Source organism: Dehalobacterium formicoaceticum (genome assembly GCF_002224645.1).
Classification (GTDB): Bacteria; Bacillota; Dehalobacteriia; order Dehalobacteriales; family Dehalobacteriaceae; genus Dehalobacterium; species Dehalobacterium formicoaceticum.
In genome coordinates this window covers 2,234,425-2,252,286 of the sequence record NZ_CP022121.1, presented here as the reverse complement: position 1 = coordinate 2,252,286, position 17,862 = coordinate 2,234,425, and the positions used below count along the sequence as shown (strand labels likewise).

The following is a 17,862-nucleotide window of genomic DNA, read 5'->3' as shown; positions in this document are numbered from 1 at the left end:
TTTTGGTAAAGTCTAGGTCGTAATTATTTAAGGGGCGTCAAGGGGGACAGGGGGGGACAGGGGGACAGGTACATTGTCCCTGCGCTTCAATATACGAACTATGACACTTTTTATAAAAAACTCAAATAACAGGAACAGGACACTTTAAAAACGCTGACTCACATGGAACACATGTGAGTCAGCGTTTTTTGGCTTATATCTTCGAATAGTTAGGAGTAAATAGTTACCGGATAAAACTCATTCGTTCCTTTGGTTCCTTTTCAGGTATTGGGATAGCTTTTTTCCCCGCATCAATTACTTTAATCAACCAAGCCATGTTTTTGCCCAGAATTCGGGCAATCTGTTTTCCTTCCATATCATTTTCCGCTTCACCCGGGGCGGCTCCATAAATAACATTCCAATAGTTTGAGGTAGGCATGATCATTTCCGCATAAGTGATATATTGATTTAAACCGTTAACTGTGGTTACTCCGCCCGAGCGTCTAACCGCAACAAAGCTTGCACCTACCTTATGCCTTAACATTCTGTCATTAGCTGAAACAACATACATGGCCCTGTCAAGGAAGCATTTCATGGTGCCGGAAATTCCGGAAAAGTAAACCGGTGAACCAAGAATGATCCCATCAGCTGATTTCATTTTTTGGATCCAATCATTAACTTCATCATTAAGAGCGCATTTTTCGTCTTTGTTTTTCATACACAAAAAACAGCCAATACATCCCCTAATATTTTTGTCCCCTACCTGCACTATTTCAAAATCAATATCGTTATTAACTAGTTCCTCGCCGATAATTTTCAATGCACAGGCCGTATTACCGTCTTTTTTCGGACTGCCGTTAAAGGCAACTACCTTCATAATGCTCGCTCCTTTGGTATTTTAATTTTTAAGATAATGATAATAACTGTGACAGCTGAATTGATCTTAGTTAAATTGATAGTTTTGATCTTAGTTTTATTTTCTTCACTAATGTTATTTTTCCTGCATCAGGCAACCCTTATTGCCTTATTGAGTCTGAAAATTGGAACATAGCATCAAAAATCCTCTCCATAATGTTTTGGAGGAATGATTGAAACAAAAGCTATAATATGAGAACAGTGAACTTCTTTCTGAAAAAAAAAGAGTTTTCTCCAAAAAATTTAGGAAAGGAGAAGGAAATTAGGATTTTTTAGCAAATATATTATCTTATCTCAGATATACATATGTAATGTGTTCCAACTGCTCTCCATAGTCATTCCAAACGCTGTGAGTAATCTCTGGTTTAAATCATTTAACAGAAGTATATAGGAGAAAGAATCTTTGTGAGGATCTTTGTGAAAAAATTGGTAATACGCAAAATCTATGGGGAGATGATCTACTAATGGATTTTCCACTGTAGATCATAAATTAACTTACCGCCAGTAAATTTGAAATGGAGGGAAAATATTATGAGAAAGAATATCGCTGTTGTAATAATCCTTATAATGAGTCTTGTATTAATTTCATGCAGTTCCAATAAAGAACCTTCTACTACGGAAAATTCCGGCCAGCTTACTGACGATTCATCTCAAGGACAGTTGCCAAAAGGTACTGAACAACCATCATCTGAAAAAAGGCTTTCAGAAGTTTTTCAAAAAATTATGGCAAATGGCAAGTATACTATGAAATATAAAACCACATTGAATGTAGACGGTGATAGCAGCGAAATTGAAACAACACTTGCAGTTAAGGACAATATGACCGCTATGATTATGGATTCTGATGGTAATAAATCTATGATTATCAATAAAGATAATACTCTCTATATGATTAACCATGAAAATAAAACTATGATAGTGATGCCTGAGAATACTCAGCAAAATGAGGAAGAAACTCCCGCAAGTCCAGATGAGTTAAGTGATTATAAACTAGAATATGTAGGTAGTGGTCGTGAAGATTTCTTGGGTGATGAGAGACAATATGAAGAATATAATTTTGAAGGAGGCAGGACAAAGTACTACTTTGATGGTGATAACTTAGCAGGTCTGGCAATCACAATAGATGAACACACAACAACTATGAAAATTGAGGAAATGACTGAAACAGTTGACGAAAGTTTATTTGAAATACCATCTGGATATCAAGAAATCAAATTATAATTATAAATATAAAAACAGTGTGGACAGCAGACTGGCTGTCCTCTCACTTTTCTAGAACAGTCTAGAACAGTCTAGAACAGTAGTACAGGGGACTGTTCTTTATTTGACACTGATATCTAACTTAACGGTATACTGTTAATAAGATTTACCGGTATCAGAACAAAATCGAGTAGCCGGGGCCTTACGGCCCCAAGCCCTCACAGAACTTATCCCGCAAAATGCGGTATCCCGCCTAATTATTACAAACCCTCATCTCAAGCCCTTCCTTCATAAAAATAGCGGGATAATATTTACTGGATTAACCCATATAACTGCCTGATTAACGCCTCATCATCTTTCCATTCAAGGTATGTAGTTTCGCTGGATAGCAACGGGTTCAATTTTGAAGTAGCTTTTATGATAGCCTCTTTTTTCATTTCAGTATCAGCATTCGCATAAATCAGCGTTGATGAAATTTGTGCATGCCCGAGCCATTCAGCCAGCAAAACCATTGGCATCCCACTTTTATACAAGTGCATGCTGCGAGAGTGACGAAACATGTGGCAGGAGTGACTCTGGGACTTTTGGATTGACGTTATGCGCGGCGGTACCATATTTCTTGACAAACTTTTCTGAGCAGTCTGGCGACATAGCGGATCGGTTCCCTTTTCGTTCGATGTAGAAAAGATGATTGCTAAAGGAAGCTTCAGGGTGGAAGACACCAACATACTTTCTAAAATGATCAACGGTTTTGGGCATTACTGGCACCAAGCGCGTTTTCCCACCTTTCCCAGTAATGACAACATAGGGAGATTTACCTTCGAAGTGGATGTCACTTAACCTAATATCTAGCAACTCTTGGTTTCTAGCTCCAGTATCATACATCAGTATCATAAAGAACAAATTTCGTAGCCCCTTTTTTGTTCTGACATCTGGCTGCTCAAGTATAGTTTTCAACGCAGATTCACTGAAGAACTTAATGACGGCGGTCTTTGCCACCTTTTTCTGAGGGATAGTGCATAAATCATTAACGCATGCCTGAACACTAACATCCCTGACACTGGCATATTTAACGAAAGACCGGATACATGCAAGGCGATGGTTGCGTGTGGAAACACTGCAATGCCTTTCCTTTTCAAGATACTCCAGATAGCTCTCAACCGTCTCCCTGGAAAGATATTCGAAACTGAGTTTTCCCAAAGCGAAACCGTTTCTGTCGCAAATATAGCTCAACAATTGATTGAGACATTCACGGTACGACTTAATAGTATTGACGCTCACAGCCCTTTGATCAGGGAGATATACCATCAGAAAGTCCCGTACTAATTTGAAGAAGCGGGTGCGTTTCTCATTCATCTTCGGGCACCTCCGGGATCAAATCCGAGAAATGGCTTCAGTCGATAGCCGATGAACGAATGAGGTTTTCCGGTAAGAGGTGGATGTAATATGCCGTATCCGAAAACTAATCCAACTTCTTTTTCTAAGATTGCCAATGCCTGTTGGATAATTCCCAAAATAGTATTGTCTTTCATATGAGCCTCCTATTGAATTTAGTAATTTCAATATACAGCATAATGAAAGAAATATTATCCCGCCATTTCTGTGAAGGAAGGGCTTGAGATGAGGGTTTGTAATAATTAGTCGGGATACCCCATTTTGCGGGATAAGTTCTGTGAGGGTGAGAGGCTGTGAGGCCTCGATCTACTCGACCAATTAGGCAATTATCCAGAATTACTGGCATATTTAAAAGTTTAATTGTTCGGATATAGGGACGATGTACCTGTGCCCTCGTCCCTGTTTTTCTTATGAGTCTGAAAACGAAAAATTCTAATATCTCAGGGGATTTGTAGTAAAAAAAATAGAGAATAAAATAGTAAAAGTTGATTTTAATCAAGGATATTACTTCTCATTACTACTAAAATAAAACCATAAACAAGAGAGGAGGTCATAAAAAAACAAAAAGATCATGAGACCATCAAAGAATCTTCAATAAATTAATTTAAAAATATTATGTTAAAAGGAGGAAAGAAAATGAGCATTGATATCTTAAGCTTAAAGTCAAAAATGACAAAAACATTAGGGTTAGTTGCTGCGGCAGCGGCAATCATGGTAATCATGCCCCTATCAGCAAGTGCCCATTGCGACACAATGGAAGGGCCCACAGTTTCTGATGGATTCAAAGCATTGGAAACCGGCAACGTCAACTATACATTAAAATGGATTCAACCGCAATATGAACAAGAGATCAAAGATAAATTCAACCTTGTTATGAAAATGAAGGATTTTAGTCCCGAAGCAAAGGAAGTTGCAGAGCAATATTTCTTCAGTGAACTTGTCAGGGTTCATAGAACTGGTGAAGGCGCACCTTTCGATGGTTTAAAACCCTATGGAACCCCAGTGGATGAAGTGGTGGCAGCAGCCGATGAGAGCATAGCAGCAGGCAACTTAAGTCCAATCAACAAGCTAAATAAAGAAGGCTTAATTCCAGATGAAAGAATGCCAGAAATTACAGAAAGATTTGAAAAAGTAATGTCTTCAAAGGATTTTGATGTAAACGATCTTGAAGCTGGCAGAGAATATATTGAATCCTATGTAAAATTCTTCAAGTATGCAGAAGGTGAAGAGGAACATGGCGCACACGGAGCGGAAGCTATACATGAAAAAGAGGATGCACACGACGCAGCAGCCAGCCACCAGGAAGTTCTCTATACTGTAAAATCCGGTGATACTCTTTGGCAAATTGCATTGAAATATGATACAACATATCGGCAGATTGCAAATGTAAATAAGATCTCCAATCCGCATATGATCTATCCTGGGCAAACATTCATTATTCCAATAGAATAATATAAAAGTCTCAATTCATGCTTTATGAATTGGGACTTTTATAAACGAAAGGCGATTGTCAATGATGCATTCTGTTTGTAAAAACATTAAAAATAAAAGGAAGTTTAAAATGAGGGAAAAATTAAAAACCTTTGTGCTATCTGGCAGGCATCTTCATTGCGATCGCTTTATTCTATAATTATGTCTTTTTTGTAATTGTTGTCCCAAGTGCCTCCATGTACCCCTCAATAGAAATTGGAGACCGTATCATAACCACCAGAATATTGGATACATCTAAAATTGGACGAGGGGATATTCTTGTGTTTCGATCGGACGAATTCAACGAAATTATGGTGAAACGAGTAATTGGTCTTCCAAAGGATCAAATTGAAATTAACCCAGAAGGGGAGGTTTCCGTAAATAATGAAAAACTGGCGGAAGCCTATGTACATTATCCAGACCACCTTAACCTTAGTGGAAGCTATAAGGTGGCTGAAGGAGAATATTTTTTCCTTGGAGATTACAGGGAGCATTCTCTGGATAGCAGAAAATGGAACGAACCTTTTATCCCGGAAAGCAAGTTATTAGGAGAAGCTAAGTTAATACTTTTTCCTCTTAACAGAATTATGGTACTGACATAGATGCCTCTTTTTAGGCATAATGAAAAAATAAATTCTATTGACCAATGTAAAACATAAAAGGGGATGCTTTATGTTAAATATCATAAAAAGAATTCAAAACCATGTTGAAAAGCATGGCCAAAATGGTAAAAATGTGAAGCATGGACATCATCACGGAGATGACGAGGATCATGAATCCTGCATATCCTTGGTTCCGATTTTCAATCATTTGGAAAAGGATCAAATGGACGAAATTATGAGGGTTACTCATACCGTCACCTACCGGAAAGGAGAAAATCTTCACCGATCTGGAGACATGTCAGACTCCCTTTATATTGTCAATAAAGGGAGGATAAAAATATATCGACTCTCTGAATCCGGAAAAGAACAATTGCTTCGAATTCTGGCTCCTGGCGATTTTACAGGTGAGCTTGCTCTGTTTAGCGAGACTATACATGAGTCATATGCCGAGGCAATGGAAGAAGCTAGTGTTTGTACTATTAAGCGTTCCGAATTTCAAAGCCTTCTCTTAAGGTATCCTTCCATTTCTTTAAAAGTGTTGGTTGCGTTTTCAAACAGGCTCGAGCAGTCAGAAAAACAGACCACACGCTTTGCCACGGAAAAGGTTGAAACCAGAATAGCACTCTTCTTAGCTGAATGTGTTAGTCAAGAGAATCAATCTATGATCATTGAATTACCCATGAATAAAAAGGATCTGGCTTCCTATCTGGGAACAACACCAGAAACAATCAGCAGGAAATTGTCAGATTTGGAAAACGAAGGATACATTAAGCAAATTTCCAACCGTAAAATTGAAATCCTTGATTTGGAAAGTATGTTAATGGTTTAACAAGAAAAAAACGATGAATAACATGGAAAAAGGCTGATTGGACGACCCCGAATTAATTTTCATGTTTACAAATGGCCACGGACCTGGGCAATTTTTATGGCCAGGATTTTGCTGTCTAAGTCAAATGCCGCATTAGGAAGTCGGACTACTGCATAGTACTGATGAGGGCGGGTAATGCCGACGGAGGAAAGGCGGTAGCACGTTATGAACCAAGCAGGAGAAACATTCTCCACACTGGAGGTGAAGATAGAATGGACACGAAACTTGCAAGGATAGCCGAGAAAGTGGAAAAACACCCATCAAGAAAGCTGGTAGAACATAGAACAGGGGACGGTTCTTTGTTTGACACAGATATTTAACTTAACGGTTTACTGTTAATAAGATTTACCGGCATCAGAACAAGGAACCGTCCCCTGTTTGACCCCTTAAAAACCTAATGATTCTACAAATAAATCTGGAAAATCCCTCCTGCTGGAAAGCTCAATATGCTTTGCCACCCGGGCGATATCAGATGCTCTTTTTCTTTCTTCAACAGAGATCAGTGCAATCTGGGCACCTTCTCCGGCAGCATTTCCGATCGCCATAATGCGCTCCAAGGGTAGATCGGGCAATAATTTTATGCCAAGGGCACTTTCCTTTTTAATAAAATTTCCGAAGGCTCCGGCTAAAAATACCCGGTCTATTTGATTTGCCTCAATCTCCATTTCTTTTAATAAGATTTTTATGCCGGCCATGATGGCTCCCTTGGCTAATTGCAGCTCTCTAATGTCCTTTTGAATCAAAACAATATCTTCTCCATTCCCAGAATCCTTGGCCCAGGCCAAGACGAATTCCACGCCGTTTGCCCCTTTGCGGATACGGGCTTGTAATTGGGGAGATAGCTTTGCTAACTCCTCCGGTTCTCCTGCGATACGGCCGGACGCATCGATTACCCCGCTTTTGGCCATTTCCGATATGGCATCAATCAGACCTGAACCGCAAATTCCCTTAGGCTTTACATCGGCAATAACCTTAAGTTCCACATCGTCCGAAATTGTTACCCCTTCAATGGCACCCTCCGCAGCCCGCATGCCATATTTGATCTCGGCGCCTTCAAATGCCGGCCCCGCCGCCGTGGAGCAGGTAAGTATTTTGCCCTTGCCGGCAAGAATCATTTCTCCGTTGGTACCGATATCAATGGCCAAAGTAATGCCGGTGAGGCGGTCAATCTTTGAAGCCAGGGCTACGCCAATGGTATCTGATCCCACATAACCGGCCACAATGGGCAAAACAATTACCTTGCCGGTTGGTAAGATCCTCAGTCCCAGCTCCTTGGCAGTCACTTTCACCGATTCATGAAAGACGGGGATAAATGGTGCCGGAGCTAAATAAGTAGGGTCAATACCCAAAAACAGATGGCTCATGGTGGTATTGCCTACAATGGTAACTTGATAGATTTCTTCCGCCTTAAGCTGATGTTCTTGACACAGATGCTCAATAATGCTGTTCAACCCGCCGATTACTTTCTCCTGCAGCTGGAGGAGGGCATCAGGACCAAGGGAAGCATGATTTATCCGAGAGATCACATCAGCCCCGAAAAACTGCTGGGGATTTGTTAAAGCACCGTTTCCTACCACCCTGCCGCTATTCAGATCCATAAGATATGCAGCAACTGTAGTAGTCCCAATATCCACAGCCAAGCCGAAAGAGCGGTCCGTGGTATCACCTGGCTCGATAGCCAAAAGTTCATTTTCGTCCAGAACGGCAGTAACCTGAAAGTTAGCCTTGTATAAGATGCCAGGGAGGGATGATGCCAAAGACCTATCAAAGGGAATATCTTTTACTGGTAAAGCATTCTTCACTCTATCCCAGTCAGGAAGCTGATCTTCAATGGTGGGATGGTTCAAAGTGAGAAAATGTTTTGCAATGCTGGGCTCTAGAGAAATATCTTCTGTGATATTTTTTAACCCTGTTTTGCGGCTGAAAGAATCCTTTTGCTCCCGTAAGGAAATTACCGTATCTTCCTCCAGATACCTTTGGCATGCTAAAACAAAACCTTCCGCCAATTCACTTTTACTTAAGAATTTCTCTTCCGCATCGGAAATGGGAGTTAGATTTCTATCGGCCAGCTGTACTTTGCATTTTCCGCAGATACCTTTTCCGCCGCAGTTGCTTTCAACTTTGACATCGGCAGCAATGGCGGCCTGTAATATGGTACTCCCTTTCGAAACACTTACTGTTTTGTTCGCTGGTAAAAATGTTACTTTAACCATAACAATCTCCTTTCTATGGGGGACAGAGGGACAGGTTCCTCGTCCCTCTATCCCAATATCCAGTCAATGACACTTTTAGATATCCGGTGAATCTGGATAATTGCCTAATTGTTACCCTTTTTTTTAGTTATCTGTTAAATGGACAAAGAAATTTATCGGATAAAACTCATCCGCTCCTTTGGTTCCTTTTCTGGAATTGGGATGGTTTTTTTCCCAGCATCAATTACTTTAATCAGCCAAGCCATATTTTTGCCCAGAATTCGGGCAATCTGTTTTCCTTCTATATCATTTTCGGCTTCACCCGGAGCGGCTCCATAAATAACATTCCAATAGTTTGAGGTCGGCATGATCATTTCCGCATATGTGATATATTGATTTAAACCATTAACTGTTGTGACCCCGCCCGAGCGTCTGACCGCTACAAAGCTGGCCCCTACCTTATATCTTAACATTCTGTCATTAGCTGATGCAACATACATCGCCCTGTCCAAGAAGCATTTCATGGTGCCGGAAATTCCGGAAAAGTAAACCGGGGAACCAAGAATAATCCCGTCAGCCGATTTCATTTTTTGGATCCAATCATTTACTTCATCATTATCATTGAGAGCGCATTTTTCGTCTTTGTTCTTCATGCACAAAAAACAACCAATACATCCTCGAATATTTTTGTTCCCTACCTGCACAATTTCAAAATCAATATCGTTATTAACCAGTTCTTCACCGATAATTTTCAATGCACAGGCCGTATTACCGTCTTTCTTGGGACTGCCGTTAAAGGCCACTACCTTCATAATTCCCTCTCCTTTGGTATTTAAATTTTTAAAATAAAGATAATATCTATGGCAGCTGAATTGATCTTAATTTTATTAATCTTAGCATTATTGGTATTAGTTTTATTGATCTTAGTTATATTTTCTGCACCAATGTCTTCTTTCCTGCATCAGTCAACACTTTTTGCCTGATCTATTCTGAAAACTTACTTTCTCTCTGCTTTTTAATGTTATGATAAGAAAAGATTCTTATCGAACCGCCAATCCAACTGAAATAAAGAGCATCAGAGGGGTTAATCTTGTTTTTTTTTAAGAAATGAACTTTATGCCCCTTTGATTACTCTTACTATTGAGCATGTTGAGCATGTTGAGAGTGAGGTGCTTATGTGGATGCGACTCCGGTAGATGTAGCCCTGGTCAAGGAAGCAAAAAAAGGTAACAAGGATGCCCTGGTCCGATTAATCATGGATGAAAAACAAGAATATTTTCGGCTGGCCTATGCTTATACCAAAAATCAGGCTGATGCTTTGGATGCTTTGGCAGATATGATTGTCATTTTGTATGAAAAAATATCACAATTAAAGAATGAAGCACGGTTTGACACTTGGAGCCGCACCATTTTGGTTAATTGTTGCAAAGATATTTTGCGAAAGAAGAAAAAAATTATTCCTTTTGGTCAATTGCCTGAAATATCCCATGAAGGAGAATTCCGTAGGAAAGACGAGGAAATCATGCTGGACTCTGCCCTTGCCAAGTTGAGTCGGAAACATCAGGAAGTCTTGAAGCTCCGTTTTTTCCTGGACTTTGATTACCAAACGATAGCCGATATCTTAAAAATACCGGTGGGTACGGTTAAATCCCGCATATCTATTGGTCTTGCAAAACTGAAAGTTATTCTGGGAGGTGAAGATTTTGCCGGAAATTGAAAATATGCTCAAAAAGCAAGGAAAAGAATTTAACCACATAGAGCCGCCGCCGGAAATGGAAGAACGGCTGCGTACTGCTCTTGAAAGCACTGCCAAGAGAAAACATCCGAGAAAAATGTGGTTCCCAAAGGCGGCAGTGGTTATTATTGCATTATTTCTTTTTGGTTACCAATTTGATACCTTTGCCTATTACGGAAAAAAATTGTTGGGGTATGATCAAGTCCTGACCGGAACCTTAAAGGAATTGAACGAATTAGGTGAGGGACAGTCCATCGGCAAAAGCTACACATTTAAAAACGGGGTAAGTGTTACCCTGGACGGCATCATGTTGGACGATAACCAAATGCTGGTTTTCTACACCGTGAAGGATCCGAGGGGTCAGATGGATGAATCAGATTTTCTCATCCCCATGTCGCTAAAAGGATTATTCAAGGAATACCAAATGCAAAGCGGCCAGGGAGACATGAATGAGGAAAAAACGGAAATGAAAAACATGTTTCAATTTCAGCCTCCCCTTTTCTTTGAAAGGAAACTAACACTTTCTTTTTCTTTGGAAGAAAACAATCAAAGAGAGTTTGGGGAAATTCCCTTTTCCTTGGACTGGGATAAGGCCATGGGACATAGCATCAGAAAGCCTCTCCGAAACGTTCTGGCGGTTGACGGAATTAAAATACGCTTTGATTCTCTAACTGCCTCCCCTACGACAACAGTGATTAAAGGGCAGATCCAAAGCATTTGGGAATTAGCCCAGGATAAAATGAAAGGTGAACGCATAAGACCCGAAAATATGGGCCTCAAACTTCTGGCTAACGGCAAAGAAGTTCCCGGTCAAAGCAGCGGCATGAGGACAGATATGAAAGGAATCACCTTCCATCAGGAATTTGATGCTTTGCCCAGAGATTTACAGGAGCTGCAGCTTCAACTGGTGAGTTTTGCCGCTGACCATGATGTCCATGAGCAAGTGGAGTTGAATATTAAAGAGACGGAAAAAAGTCTGGAAATCCTGGGCCAAAAGATAGTTATTAATGAAGTATTTCATAAAAATGGGGACACGTTTATCAAAATCACAACTGAAGAAAATGTGCTCTTCACCCAGATAGACCTGATCATAGACAACAAAAAGGCAGATCTGATAGAAACAACCTCGGACCAATACGATAAAAAACCGGACGGAACCATTCTCCACACCAGGATACTGCATTTTCCAGGTTCAGGCAGTAAACTGGAATTGGATATTAAGAGCATGAAATATGAAAAAAAATATGATCTAACGATTGACATTCCCCTTGATTCATAGGTATTGCAGGAAGAATTTCTTAAAATTTCATATTATCTTAGTATATTATTTCCTTGCGATTGTGGACTGTACTTTTTTTACAGCACTCCAATTTTTCTCAAACATTGCAATCAGCGTTAAAAAATCAACTGAATATTACGGATCAACCACTTCCACGCAGAAGCATCAAAAAGCAGCTATAATCGGCTGCTTTTTTTTGAGGTCAAATCACGCCAAACCGGATCTATCGTTTTGAACCATTGAACCTGTTTCAATATTGCTGATTGAAGGATTCCCTATTCTATTAATCAATAAATCCACACTGATCCTGGGATCTTTACAAACCAAAAATATTCGAGATATCCTTAGGCGCAATTTCCCGTTCGCTTTTCCTGCCTGCATTTTTTAGCATGCTATCAAGCTTCTGCTCCATGGATTTTTGGATCAGCTCCCGCCCGTCGATATCTCTCAGCTCAAAAAACAGCAGCGGACTCTGATCCAATCTGGCACCGATACCATACAATGCTGCCGCCACATGTTTGCACATACTGGCGTAATCAGGACAGCTGCAATTAAAATGTATTTCCTTGGGGGATGGAAACATAGAATACCTTTTATCCGTGAATAAAATCTCTAATTCCTTCGGAAATTTGCCTTCGATCAACTGTTCCAAAGTATCGATTCTATGATTGCATAACTTCAAAATTTCGTGCCATTTCGTGCTGTCCAGAATATCAATGCGAATCTCCGTATCATAGGGTTTAGCCCTGCTCCCCTGTACCCTGGCCGCTACTCTCCCTTTCGATATCTTTAGATCCAACACAGCATTGCTCCGAACATAGCTTTTTCCTCTGGCGATTCGGTTGCTGTAATCTGCATAGCTCTCCAGATTTAGGTTCCACGCCTTTCCCCACCAGCTTTTGGCCAAGGTCCTGCCCTCTATGATGACGGGTTCCAGATCCGGATTATTCTTCTTCAATTTTTTCAGTGATTTTTCTGCTTTAGCCTTTTTTTCCGCAGCCGATACATATTTGGGAAATCCATAATCGCTCATACTTTATCACCGCCCAATGCGAATAGCTTCATTAATTCTTCATTGTTATACTCGGTAATCCACTGCTCACCCTCGGCACTCAAAATGTCCCCGGACAGTTTCCGTTTCTCTGTCAAAATCTCGTCGATCTTCTCTTCTATCGTACTTTTGGTAACAAACTTATGCACCATAACATTATTCCGCTGTCCAATACGAAAAGCCCGATCGGTGGCTTGATTTTCAACCGCCGGATTCCACCATCTGTCAAAATGAATCACATGGTTGGCTGCCGTCAGATTCAGTCCGACACCGCCTGCTTTTAGCGATAGCACCATATAGGGAATATATTGTTCTCCATTAAACTCGCTAACAATCTCATTTCGTCTTTTCACCGAGGTACCTCCATGAAGCACAAAACCTTTTTTATTGAATATTCCCGCCAGAAAATCGGAAATTGGCTCCGTCATTTCCCGAAATTGAGTAAAGACAAGAACCCGCTCCCGTTTCTCCCGAATCGTTTCACAAATTTCCCGCAACTGTTCAAACTTGCCGCTTTGTTCCGGCTTAAATTCCTCCCGTCCCATATATTGGTCCGGATGATTACAAATCTGTTTGAACTTCATAATGCCGGATAAAACAAGCCCTTTTCGGGCAATGCCTTCAGCGTCCATCAGTTCCTTTTCCATTTGACGAATCAGCTGTTGATAAAGAACAATTTGCTTTTTGGACAGGGTAGTGTATGCGTTCATTTCCAATTTATCAGGCAGATCTGAGATGATACTTTTATCTGTTTTCATCCTTCTAAGGATAAAAGGCTGTATCATTTTACGCAGTCTCATATACCCGCTCGGATGATCCCCCAGCTCTTTCGTAAAATTCGTAAATTCCTTGGCAGTGCCCAAAAGCCCTTGATTCAAAAAATCAAACAAAGACCATAAATCACCTAATCGATTTTCAATAGGCGTTCCCGTCATCCCAATCCTCATCATCGCCGGAATCTGCTTAATCGCTTTGGTCTGTTTAGTGCCGGGATTCTTAATGGCTTGGGCCTCATCCAAAATCAGGTAATCCCACTTTCTGTTTTTAAGCTCTTCCAGCCGGACTGCCATGCCATAAGTGGTAATAGACAGAAAACAATCTTCTTTAATCTTGATCTCTTCTTTAGCTTTTAATTCACTCTTATGCAGTATCTGGTACGACATTTCCGGTGCGAATTTATCAATTTCCTTCTGCCAGTTGCCAATCAGAGAGGCCGGCAAAATCAACAAGGCCTGTCCTCCGGAATGAACCCTGGCATCTTCCAGATAGGCAATGATCTGAACGGTCTTGCCCAATCCCATATCATCCGCCAGACAAGCCCCTAATCTCAACTCAAACATTTGATTAAGCCACTGATAACCGGTACTTTGATAAGGCCTAAGGGATCCATGGAAGGAAGGTACGGAAGCTACGGAAGGTACAGAAGATAGCGACCGTAATGCTGCCGGGTGCGTCAGCTTCTCTTTTATGGCTTTGAGCCATTGCCCATTGTTAACGGACACCTCTTCTATCTCCTGGGCCGATGTATCTAATAGCTCATTCCCCTTCCATTCAAGCCTGAGAGCATCCCTAAGAGATAATTCACCCTCTTCCCCATAGCTCTTTACCTTCTCAAAAGCCTGAAGCAGGGCATCCAACTTATCTTTACTGACATCAACCCATTTGCCTTTGTATTGGATAAGTCCTTCCGCCATATTCTGAAACTCCCTTAATTCCTCAACGGTAAGGGACTCATCTCCGATTTTAAAAGTAGGTGAAAAATCCATAATAGCATCCAACCCCACCTTGGACGGTTCTTTTTCTCCCACTGTAATCGTAAGCCGGATAGAGTTACTCCTTTTGCGCCACCAATCCGGAACCCGGCACATGATGCCGGCCTCCTCATAAAGCTGCATCTCCTTTAAAACAATGTATGCTTCATCAGTAGTGAGCTTTAGGGGTGAGAATAATTCCCCGCTTTCCAGCAATTCTGAGATAAAGCTGCTCTTTTCTGCCGCCTTGATGACTGTTGAAATGAGGTTAAGCAGCTTCTTTTCCTCGCCTTTAAATTCTTCTAAGGCATTTTTCAAAGGTGTGTGTACTGCCCGCTTACTCTTGACCGGTTTGGTTGAATAAGTGGCCATAAAAGCAAAAGGGAATCTTCCTTCCTTATTCTCATGCTCAACATTATTTGCGACATTTTCAACATTTTCGACCAAGTGAAAAAATACCCTGCCTGCCACATTAATATTGGAGTTATATTCCGCAAAGTACCTGTTAACGGTACCATCATAGTCCCTGATTTCCGTCCGGAAAACAGTAAACAATGATTCCCAAAGCTTTCGAATCCAGTCCGCATCGATATATTCCATGCCAATCGCAAAGGGAATTTCCTCCTTAAGCCTTTCCACCTCATCATTTTGCAAATCAGCCTGAACAGCATCCCGGCTGATTTCGAGATCCGCCTGTTGGCTGATTTTTCTAATGAGCAGCTCTACAATATGATGGAGATATTCGAGGGCAGGCGAAAACCACTTTCCCCTTTTCTGAAAGCCAAGGTGAAACAAGGCACTGTATTTGTCTTCCTTGAATTGCTTCATCCAGGACTTGATGGGATCCTCTGGTTCTGGTTCTGGTTCTAATTCTAACTCTAATAGTTCCTCTTCAATAACAAAGCCGGAAGATGTGAAATAGGCGTTTAATTTCCGATCATCTTTTTTTATTATCCGTGGCATAAATGTTTTCCTCCGCTATCGATTTGTTTATCGGCAAATCTACTCTGATTAAGGTTTTGTCACAAATTACCTCATGTCAAATTATATCACGCAAAGGAGAAGAGATAAATCGGCGGAGTGAAGGACAAGAGGGGTAGAACAGGGGACGGTTCTTTGTTTAACTCAGATATCAAGACTTAACGTTTTACTGCTAATAAGATTTACCGGTGGTAAAACAAAGAACCGTCCCCTGTTTGCCTTTAAAGGGTTGCCTGACAACGATAAAAGCCCCGAATGTTTTCATATTCCGCAAGTGCCGGCTTGCATTCCGGTGCGGAGAAAAACTCCCCGTCAATTTTTCCATCTCATCTAATGAAGTGAGCATATGGCAGACTACATAAGGTCTATTCATGATATACCTTAAACCTCTCTTAATTTCATTTTTTATAATCCCAAATCTTCTATCCAAGCCTTCACAGTCTCTTCTGAGGAGTTTAATTGGAACCGCTCACCTGCCAGCCAGTTTCCTGTTCCCGCCAATTTCTTCAGCAGCTCGTCGCTTTCACCCAAACCGGAGCTTGAAGAAGTACAGAAAGGCACCACTGTTTTCCCCGTAAAATCAGTCCCTTCGATAAAACCATCCACCGGCCATGCTGCATTCCCCCACCAGATAGGATAACCTAAGTAAACCGTATCATAGGACGCCCAATCAGGAACTGTTGTCGTCACAAGTTCTACATCTCTGGCATCGGGATGATCATGTTCATAAAAAACCCGACTGTCTTCGTTTCTCCAGTCCAAATCCTCCTTGCTGTACGGCTCCACCGGTTCTATTTCAAAGAGCTCTGCCCCAGTAGCTGCTGCAATGTAATTTGCGACCTCTTCTGTATTACCGGTTGCTGAAAAGTAAACAACAAGCGTTTTGCCATTTGTGCCTTTCGTTTTTTCTGAGCCGGCAAGAGCAGAGGTGGTTTCTCTTTCTTGTTCGGAAGATGGCATAGGGGTGGTATTCTCTGCCTGCTTACTGTTGCCGCAAGCCGTAAGGCTGAATATCAGCATCAGACTCATAAAGATGGTTGTTATTTTTTTCATTGTTTTATGCTCCTTCCCTGATTAAAAACTCTGTTTTTCCCAAAAAGCCACTGCATCATTTATCCATCCCTCAGCGGCAGTTCCGGTTCCAAGACCAAAGCCGTGACCGAGGTTTGGGTATTTATGAAACTCCGTGTCGATTCCCTTCGCGCTCAGATGATTCAAGCGGTTTTCCATGGTTCGCCAGCTTGCAATGCCCTCATTTTCACCGACGCATACGTATGTGGGCGGGTCATTCTCCGTATAATCACTATGTCCTGTATACTGCATGATTACTGCTCCGGGACGGGGCAGTTCAACTTCTCCAAAAGCTGCTGTTCCATAGGAACCAAGCCACGCCGCCATTCTTGCACCCGCCGAGCCGCCCCATAAGGAATAGCCATCGATATTTACCTCCAATTCCCCGTCATGTTCAAAAATAAAGCTGATCGCCCGCGCCAAGTCCTCACAAGCTGTTTGTGCACCCGGACGATAAATCAATGCAAAAGCCTTTATCCCATTTTGGATAATTCAAGTGCATGGGGGAAACTGTCCTGCATAGCTCCTACATAAGCAAAACCGCCTCCCGCATTGCACACGGCAAATCTTTCGCCAGGAGTTCCCTTAAAAAAGAATAATCCAGTATTTTCTTTGTCCGGATCAAAGGCTTTTTCTTCATCAGTATAAATATCAAAAAAGACAGCCTCATCAGCTTCGGCCTGACCTTTCATATAATTTGCAATCTCCACCGTCTTTGCCGGATCAATATTGTTATACCATATCAGCCGGAGTTCTCCTAATGTAGTGCCACTGTAATATCCGCCGCCTACAGGAAAAATCAATCTGCCATACTTACCAAATACCGGATCATTTACAACATCTGATATTTTCGTATCCGTTGTATAAAAATCGGTTGTATAAGCATTAGTCATACTGTGATTTGCTTGCACAAAGTTTTCTCCTCCCTTAGTTTTTTTGCGTTGACATATCTGCACTGCACCATATAAGGCAGGGCAGCAAACAAAAAATCAGTACCTTGGTTCTAATTCTAATTCTAACTCTAATAGATCCTCTTCTAGATCCTCTTCAATAACAAAGCTGGAAGATGTGAAATAGGCGCATAATTTCCGATCATCTTTTTTTATTATCCGTGGCATAAATGCTTTTCCTCCGCCATCGGTTTGTTTATCGGTAAATCTACTCTGATTAAGGATTTGTCACAAATTACCTTATGTCAAATTATATCACGCAAAGGAGAAGAGATAAACCGGCGGAGTGAATGACAATGAAATTTACACCTTCATATCGCAATTATAATTTTTTCATGACATAATAAATTTTAATACCAGGAACGAGGTTACACAAATTGACGCTGATAACCTTACATATGTTGGCACAGGATCGGCAACTTT

At 41.1% G+C, this 17,862-nt stretch carries 15 protein-coding genes and 1 pseudogene; 6 read left to right on the top strand and 10 right to left on the bottom strand.

Translation table 11 applies throughout. The features are described from left to right. Positions 1 to 223: 223 nt before the first annotated feature. A complete protein-coding gene (locus CEQ75_RS10910; protein ID WP_089610583.1) occupies positions 224 to 856 on the bottom strand; it encodes a flavodoxin family protein in 633 nt (210 codons plus the stop codon). Between the two features lie 569 nt (positions 857 to 1,425). On the opposite strand from CEQ75_RS10910, the gene CEQ75_RS10905 reads away from it, so the two are divergent. After that, entirely contained in the window at positions 1,426 to 2,115 is a 690-nt protein-coding gene (locus CEQ75_RS10905; protein WP_089610581.1) for a hypothetical protein, read from the top strand. 290 nt (positions 2,116 to 2,405) lie between these two features. On the opposite strand, the pseudogene CEQ75_RS10895 reads toward CEQ75_RS10905, so the two are convergent. Together CEQ75_RS10895 and CEQ75_RS10890 are read right to left on the bottom strand one after the other, a co-directional pair. Continuing rightward, positions 2,406 to 3,402: pseudogene (locus tag CEQ75_RS10895) on the bottom strand (tyrosine-type recombinase/integrase). Between the two features lie 44 nt (positions 3,403 to 3,446). Further along, positions 3,447 to 3,626 (bottom strand): hypothetical protein, encoded by a 180-nt coding sequence (locus CEQ75_RS10890; protein ID WP_089610575.1) that lies wholly within the window; start codon positions 3,624 to 3,626, stop codon positions 3,447 to 3,449. A 499-nt stretch (positions 3,627 to 4,125) separates the two neighbouring features. Between CEQ75_RS10890 and CEQ75_RS18985 the strand changes: the two genes are divergently transcribed. From CEQ75_RS18985 to CEQ75_RS10870, 3 genes are all read left to right on the top strand, one after another. Then, positions 4,126 to 4,941: a DUF6448 family protein gene (locus CEQ75_RS18985; RefSeq protein WP_242965131.1), complete on the top strand. Its 816-nt coding sequence runs from the start codon at positions 4,126 to 4,128 to the stop codon at positions 4,939 to 4,941. Between the two features lie 131 nt (positions 4,942 to 5,072). Then, positions 5,073 to 5,561 carry a signal peptidase I gene (gene lepB / locus CEQ75_RS10875; protein ID WP_089610572.1) on the top strand — a complete coding sequence of 163 codons (489 nt, stop codon included), beginning with the start codon at positions 5,073 to 5,075 and terminating at the stop codon, positions 5,559 to 5,561. Positions 5,562 to 5,631: 70 nt separating this feature from the next. Next, positions 5,632 to 6,390, top strand: coding sequence for a Crp/Fnr family transcriptional regulator (locus CEQ75_RS10870; RefSeq protein WP_089610570.1), 759 nt, complete (start codon positions 5,632 to 5,634; stop codon positions 6,388 to 6,390). Between the two features lie 425 nt (positions 6,391 to 6,815). Here the strand turns inward: CEQ75_RS10870 and CEQ75_RS10860 are convergent, their stop codons facing one another. Then, positions 6,816 to 8,642, bottom strand: a complete 1,827-nt coding sequence (locus tag CEQ75_RS10860) for an ASKHA domain-containing protein (protein ID WP_089610567.1) — start codon at positions 8,640 to 8,642, stop codon at positions 6,816 to 6,818. 152 nt (positions 8,643 to 8,794) lie between these two features. After that, positions 8,795 to 9,433, bottom strand: coding sequence for a flavodoxin family protein (locus tag CEQ75_RS10855; RefSeq protein ID WP_089610565.1), 639 nt, complete (start codon positions 9,431 to 9,433; stop codon positions 8,795 to 8,797). Between the two features lie 365 nt (positions 9,434 to 9,798). Between CEQ75_RS10855 and CEQ75_RS10850 the strand changes: the two genes are divergently transcribed. Both CEQ75_RS10850 and CEQ75_RS10845 read left to right on the top strand, forming a co-directional pair. Further along, positions 9,799 to 10,338: an RNA polymerase sigma factor gene (locus tag CEQ75_RS10850; protein ID WP_242965130.1), complete on the top strand. Its 540-nt coding sequence runs from the start codon at positions 9,799 to 9,801 to the stop codon at positions 10,336 to 10,338. After that, a complete protein-coding gene (locus CEQ75_RS10845; protein WP_089610563.1) occupies positions 10,325 to 11,635 on the top strand; it encodes a DUF4179 domain-containing protein in 1,311 nt (436 codons plus the stop codon). Before CEQ75_RS10850 ends, CEQ75_RS10845 begins: the two co-directional genes overlap by 14 nt. A 316-nt stretch (positions 11,636 to 11,951) precedes the next feature. Here CEQ75_RS10845 and CEQ75_RS10840 read toward each other — a convergent pair whose 3' ends face one another. The 5 genes from CEQ75_RS10840 to CEQ75_RS19370 all read right to left on the bottom strand — a co-directional run bounded on the left by CEQ75_RS10840 (position 11,952) and on the right by CEQ75_RS19370 (position 17,400). Beyond that, a complete protein-coding gene (locus tag CEQ75_RS10840; protein ID WP_089610561.1) occupies positions 11,952 to 12,668 on the bottom strand; it encodes an SWIM zinc finger family protein in 717 nt (238 codons plus the stop codon). Continuing rightward, on the bottom strand, positions 12,665 to 15,400 hold the full coding sequence (locus CEQ75_RS10835) for a DEAD/DEAH box helicase (RefSeq protein WP_089610559.1): 2,736 nt from the start codon (positions 15,398 to 15,400) through the stop codon (positions 12,665 to 12,667). The genes CEQ75_RS10840 and CEQ75_RS10835 overlap by 4 nt, the downstream gene beginning before the upstream one ends. A 423-nt stretch (positions 15,401 to 15,823) precedes the next feature. Then, the gene (locus CEQ75_RS10825) at positions 15,824 to 16,471 is read right to left on the bottom strand and encodes a flavodoxin (protein ID WP_089610557.1); all 648 of its coding nucleotides are present in this window, start codon (positions 16,469 to 16,471) and stop codon (positions 15,824 to 15,826) included. 21 nt (positions 16,472 to 16,492) lie between these two features. Further along, a complete protein-coding gene (locus tag CEQ75_RS19375) occupies positions 16,493 to 16,951 on the bottom strand; it encodes an alpha/beta hydrolase (RefSeq protein WP_338031963.1) in 459 nt (152 codons plus the stop codon). An 11-nt stretch (positions 16,952 to 16,962) separates the two neighbouring features. Beyond that, positions 16,963 to 17,400, bottom strand: a complete 438-nt coding sequence (locus tag CEQ75_RS19370) for a hypothetical protein (protein ID WP_338031962.1) — start codon at positions 17,398 to 17,400, stop codon at positions 16,963 to 16,965. Between the last annotated feature and the right edge of the window lie 462 nt (positions 17,401 to 17,862).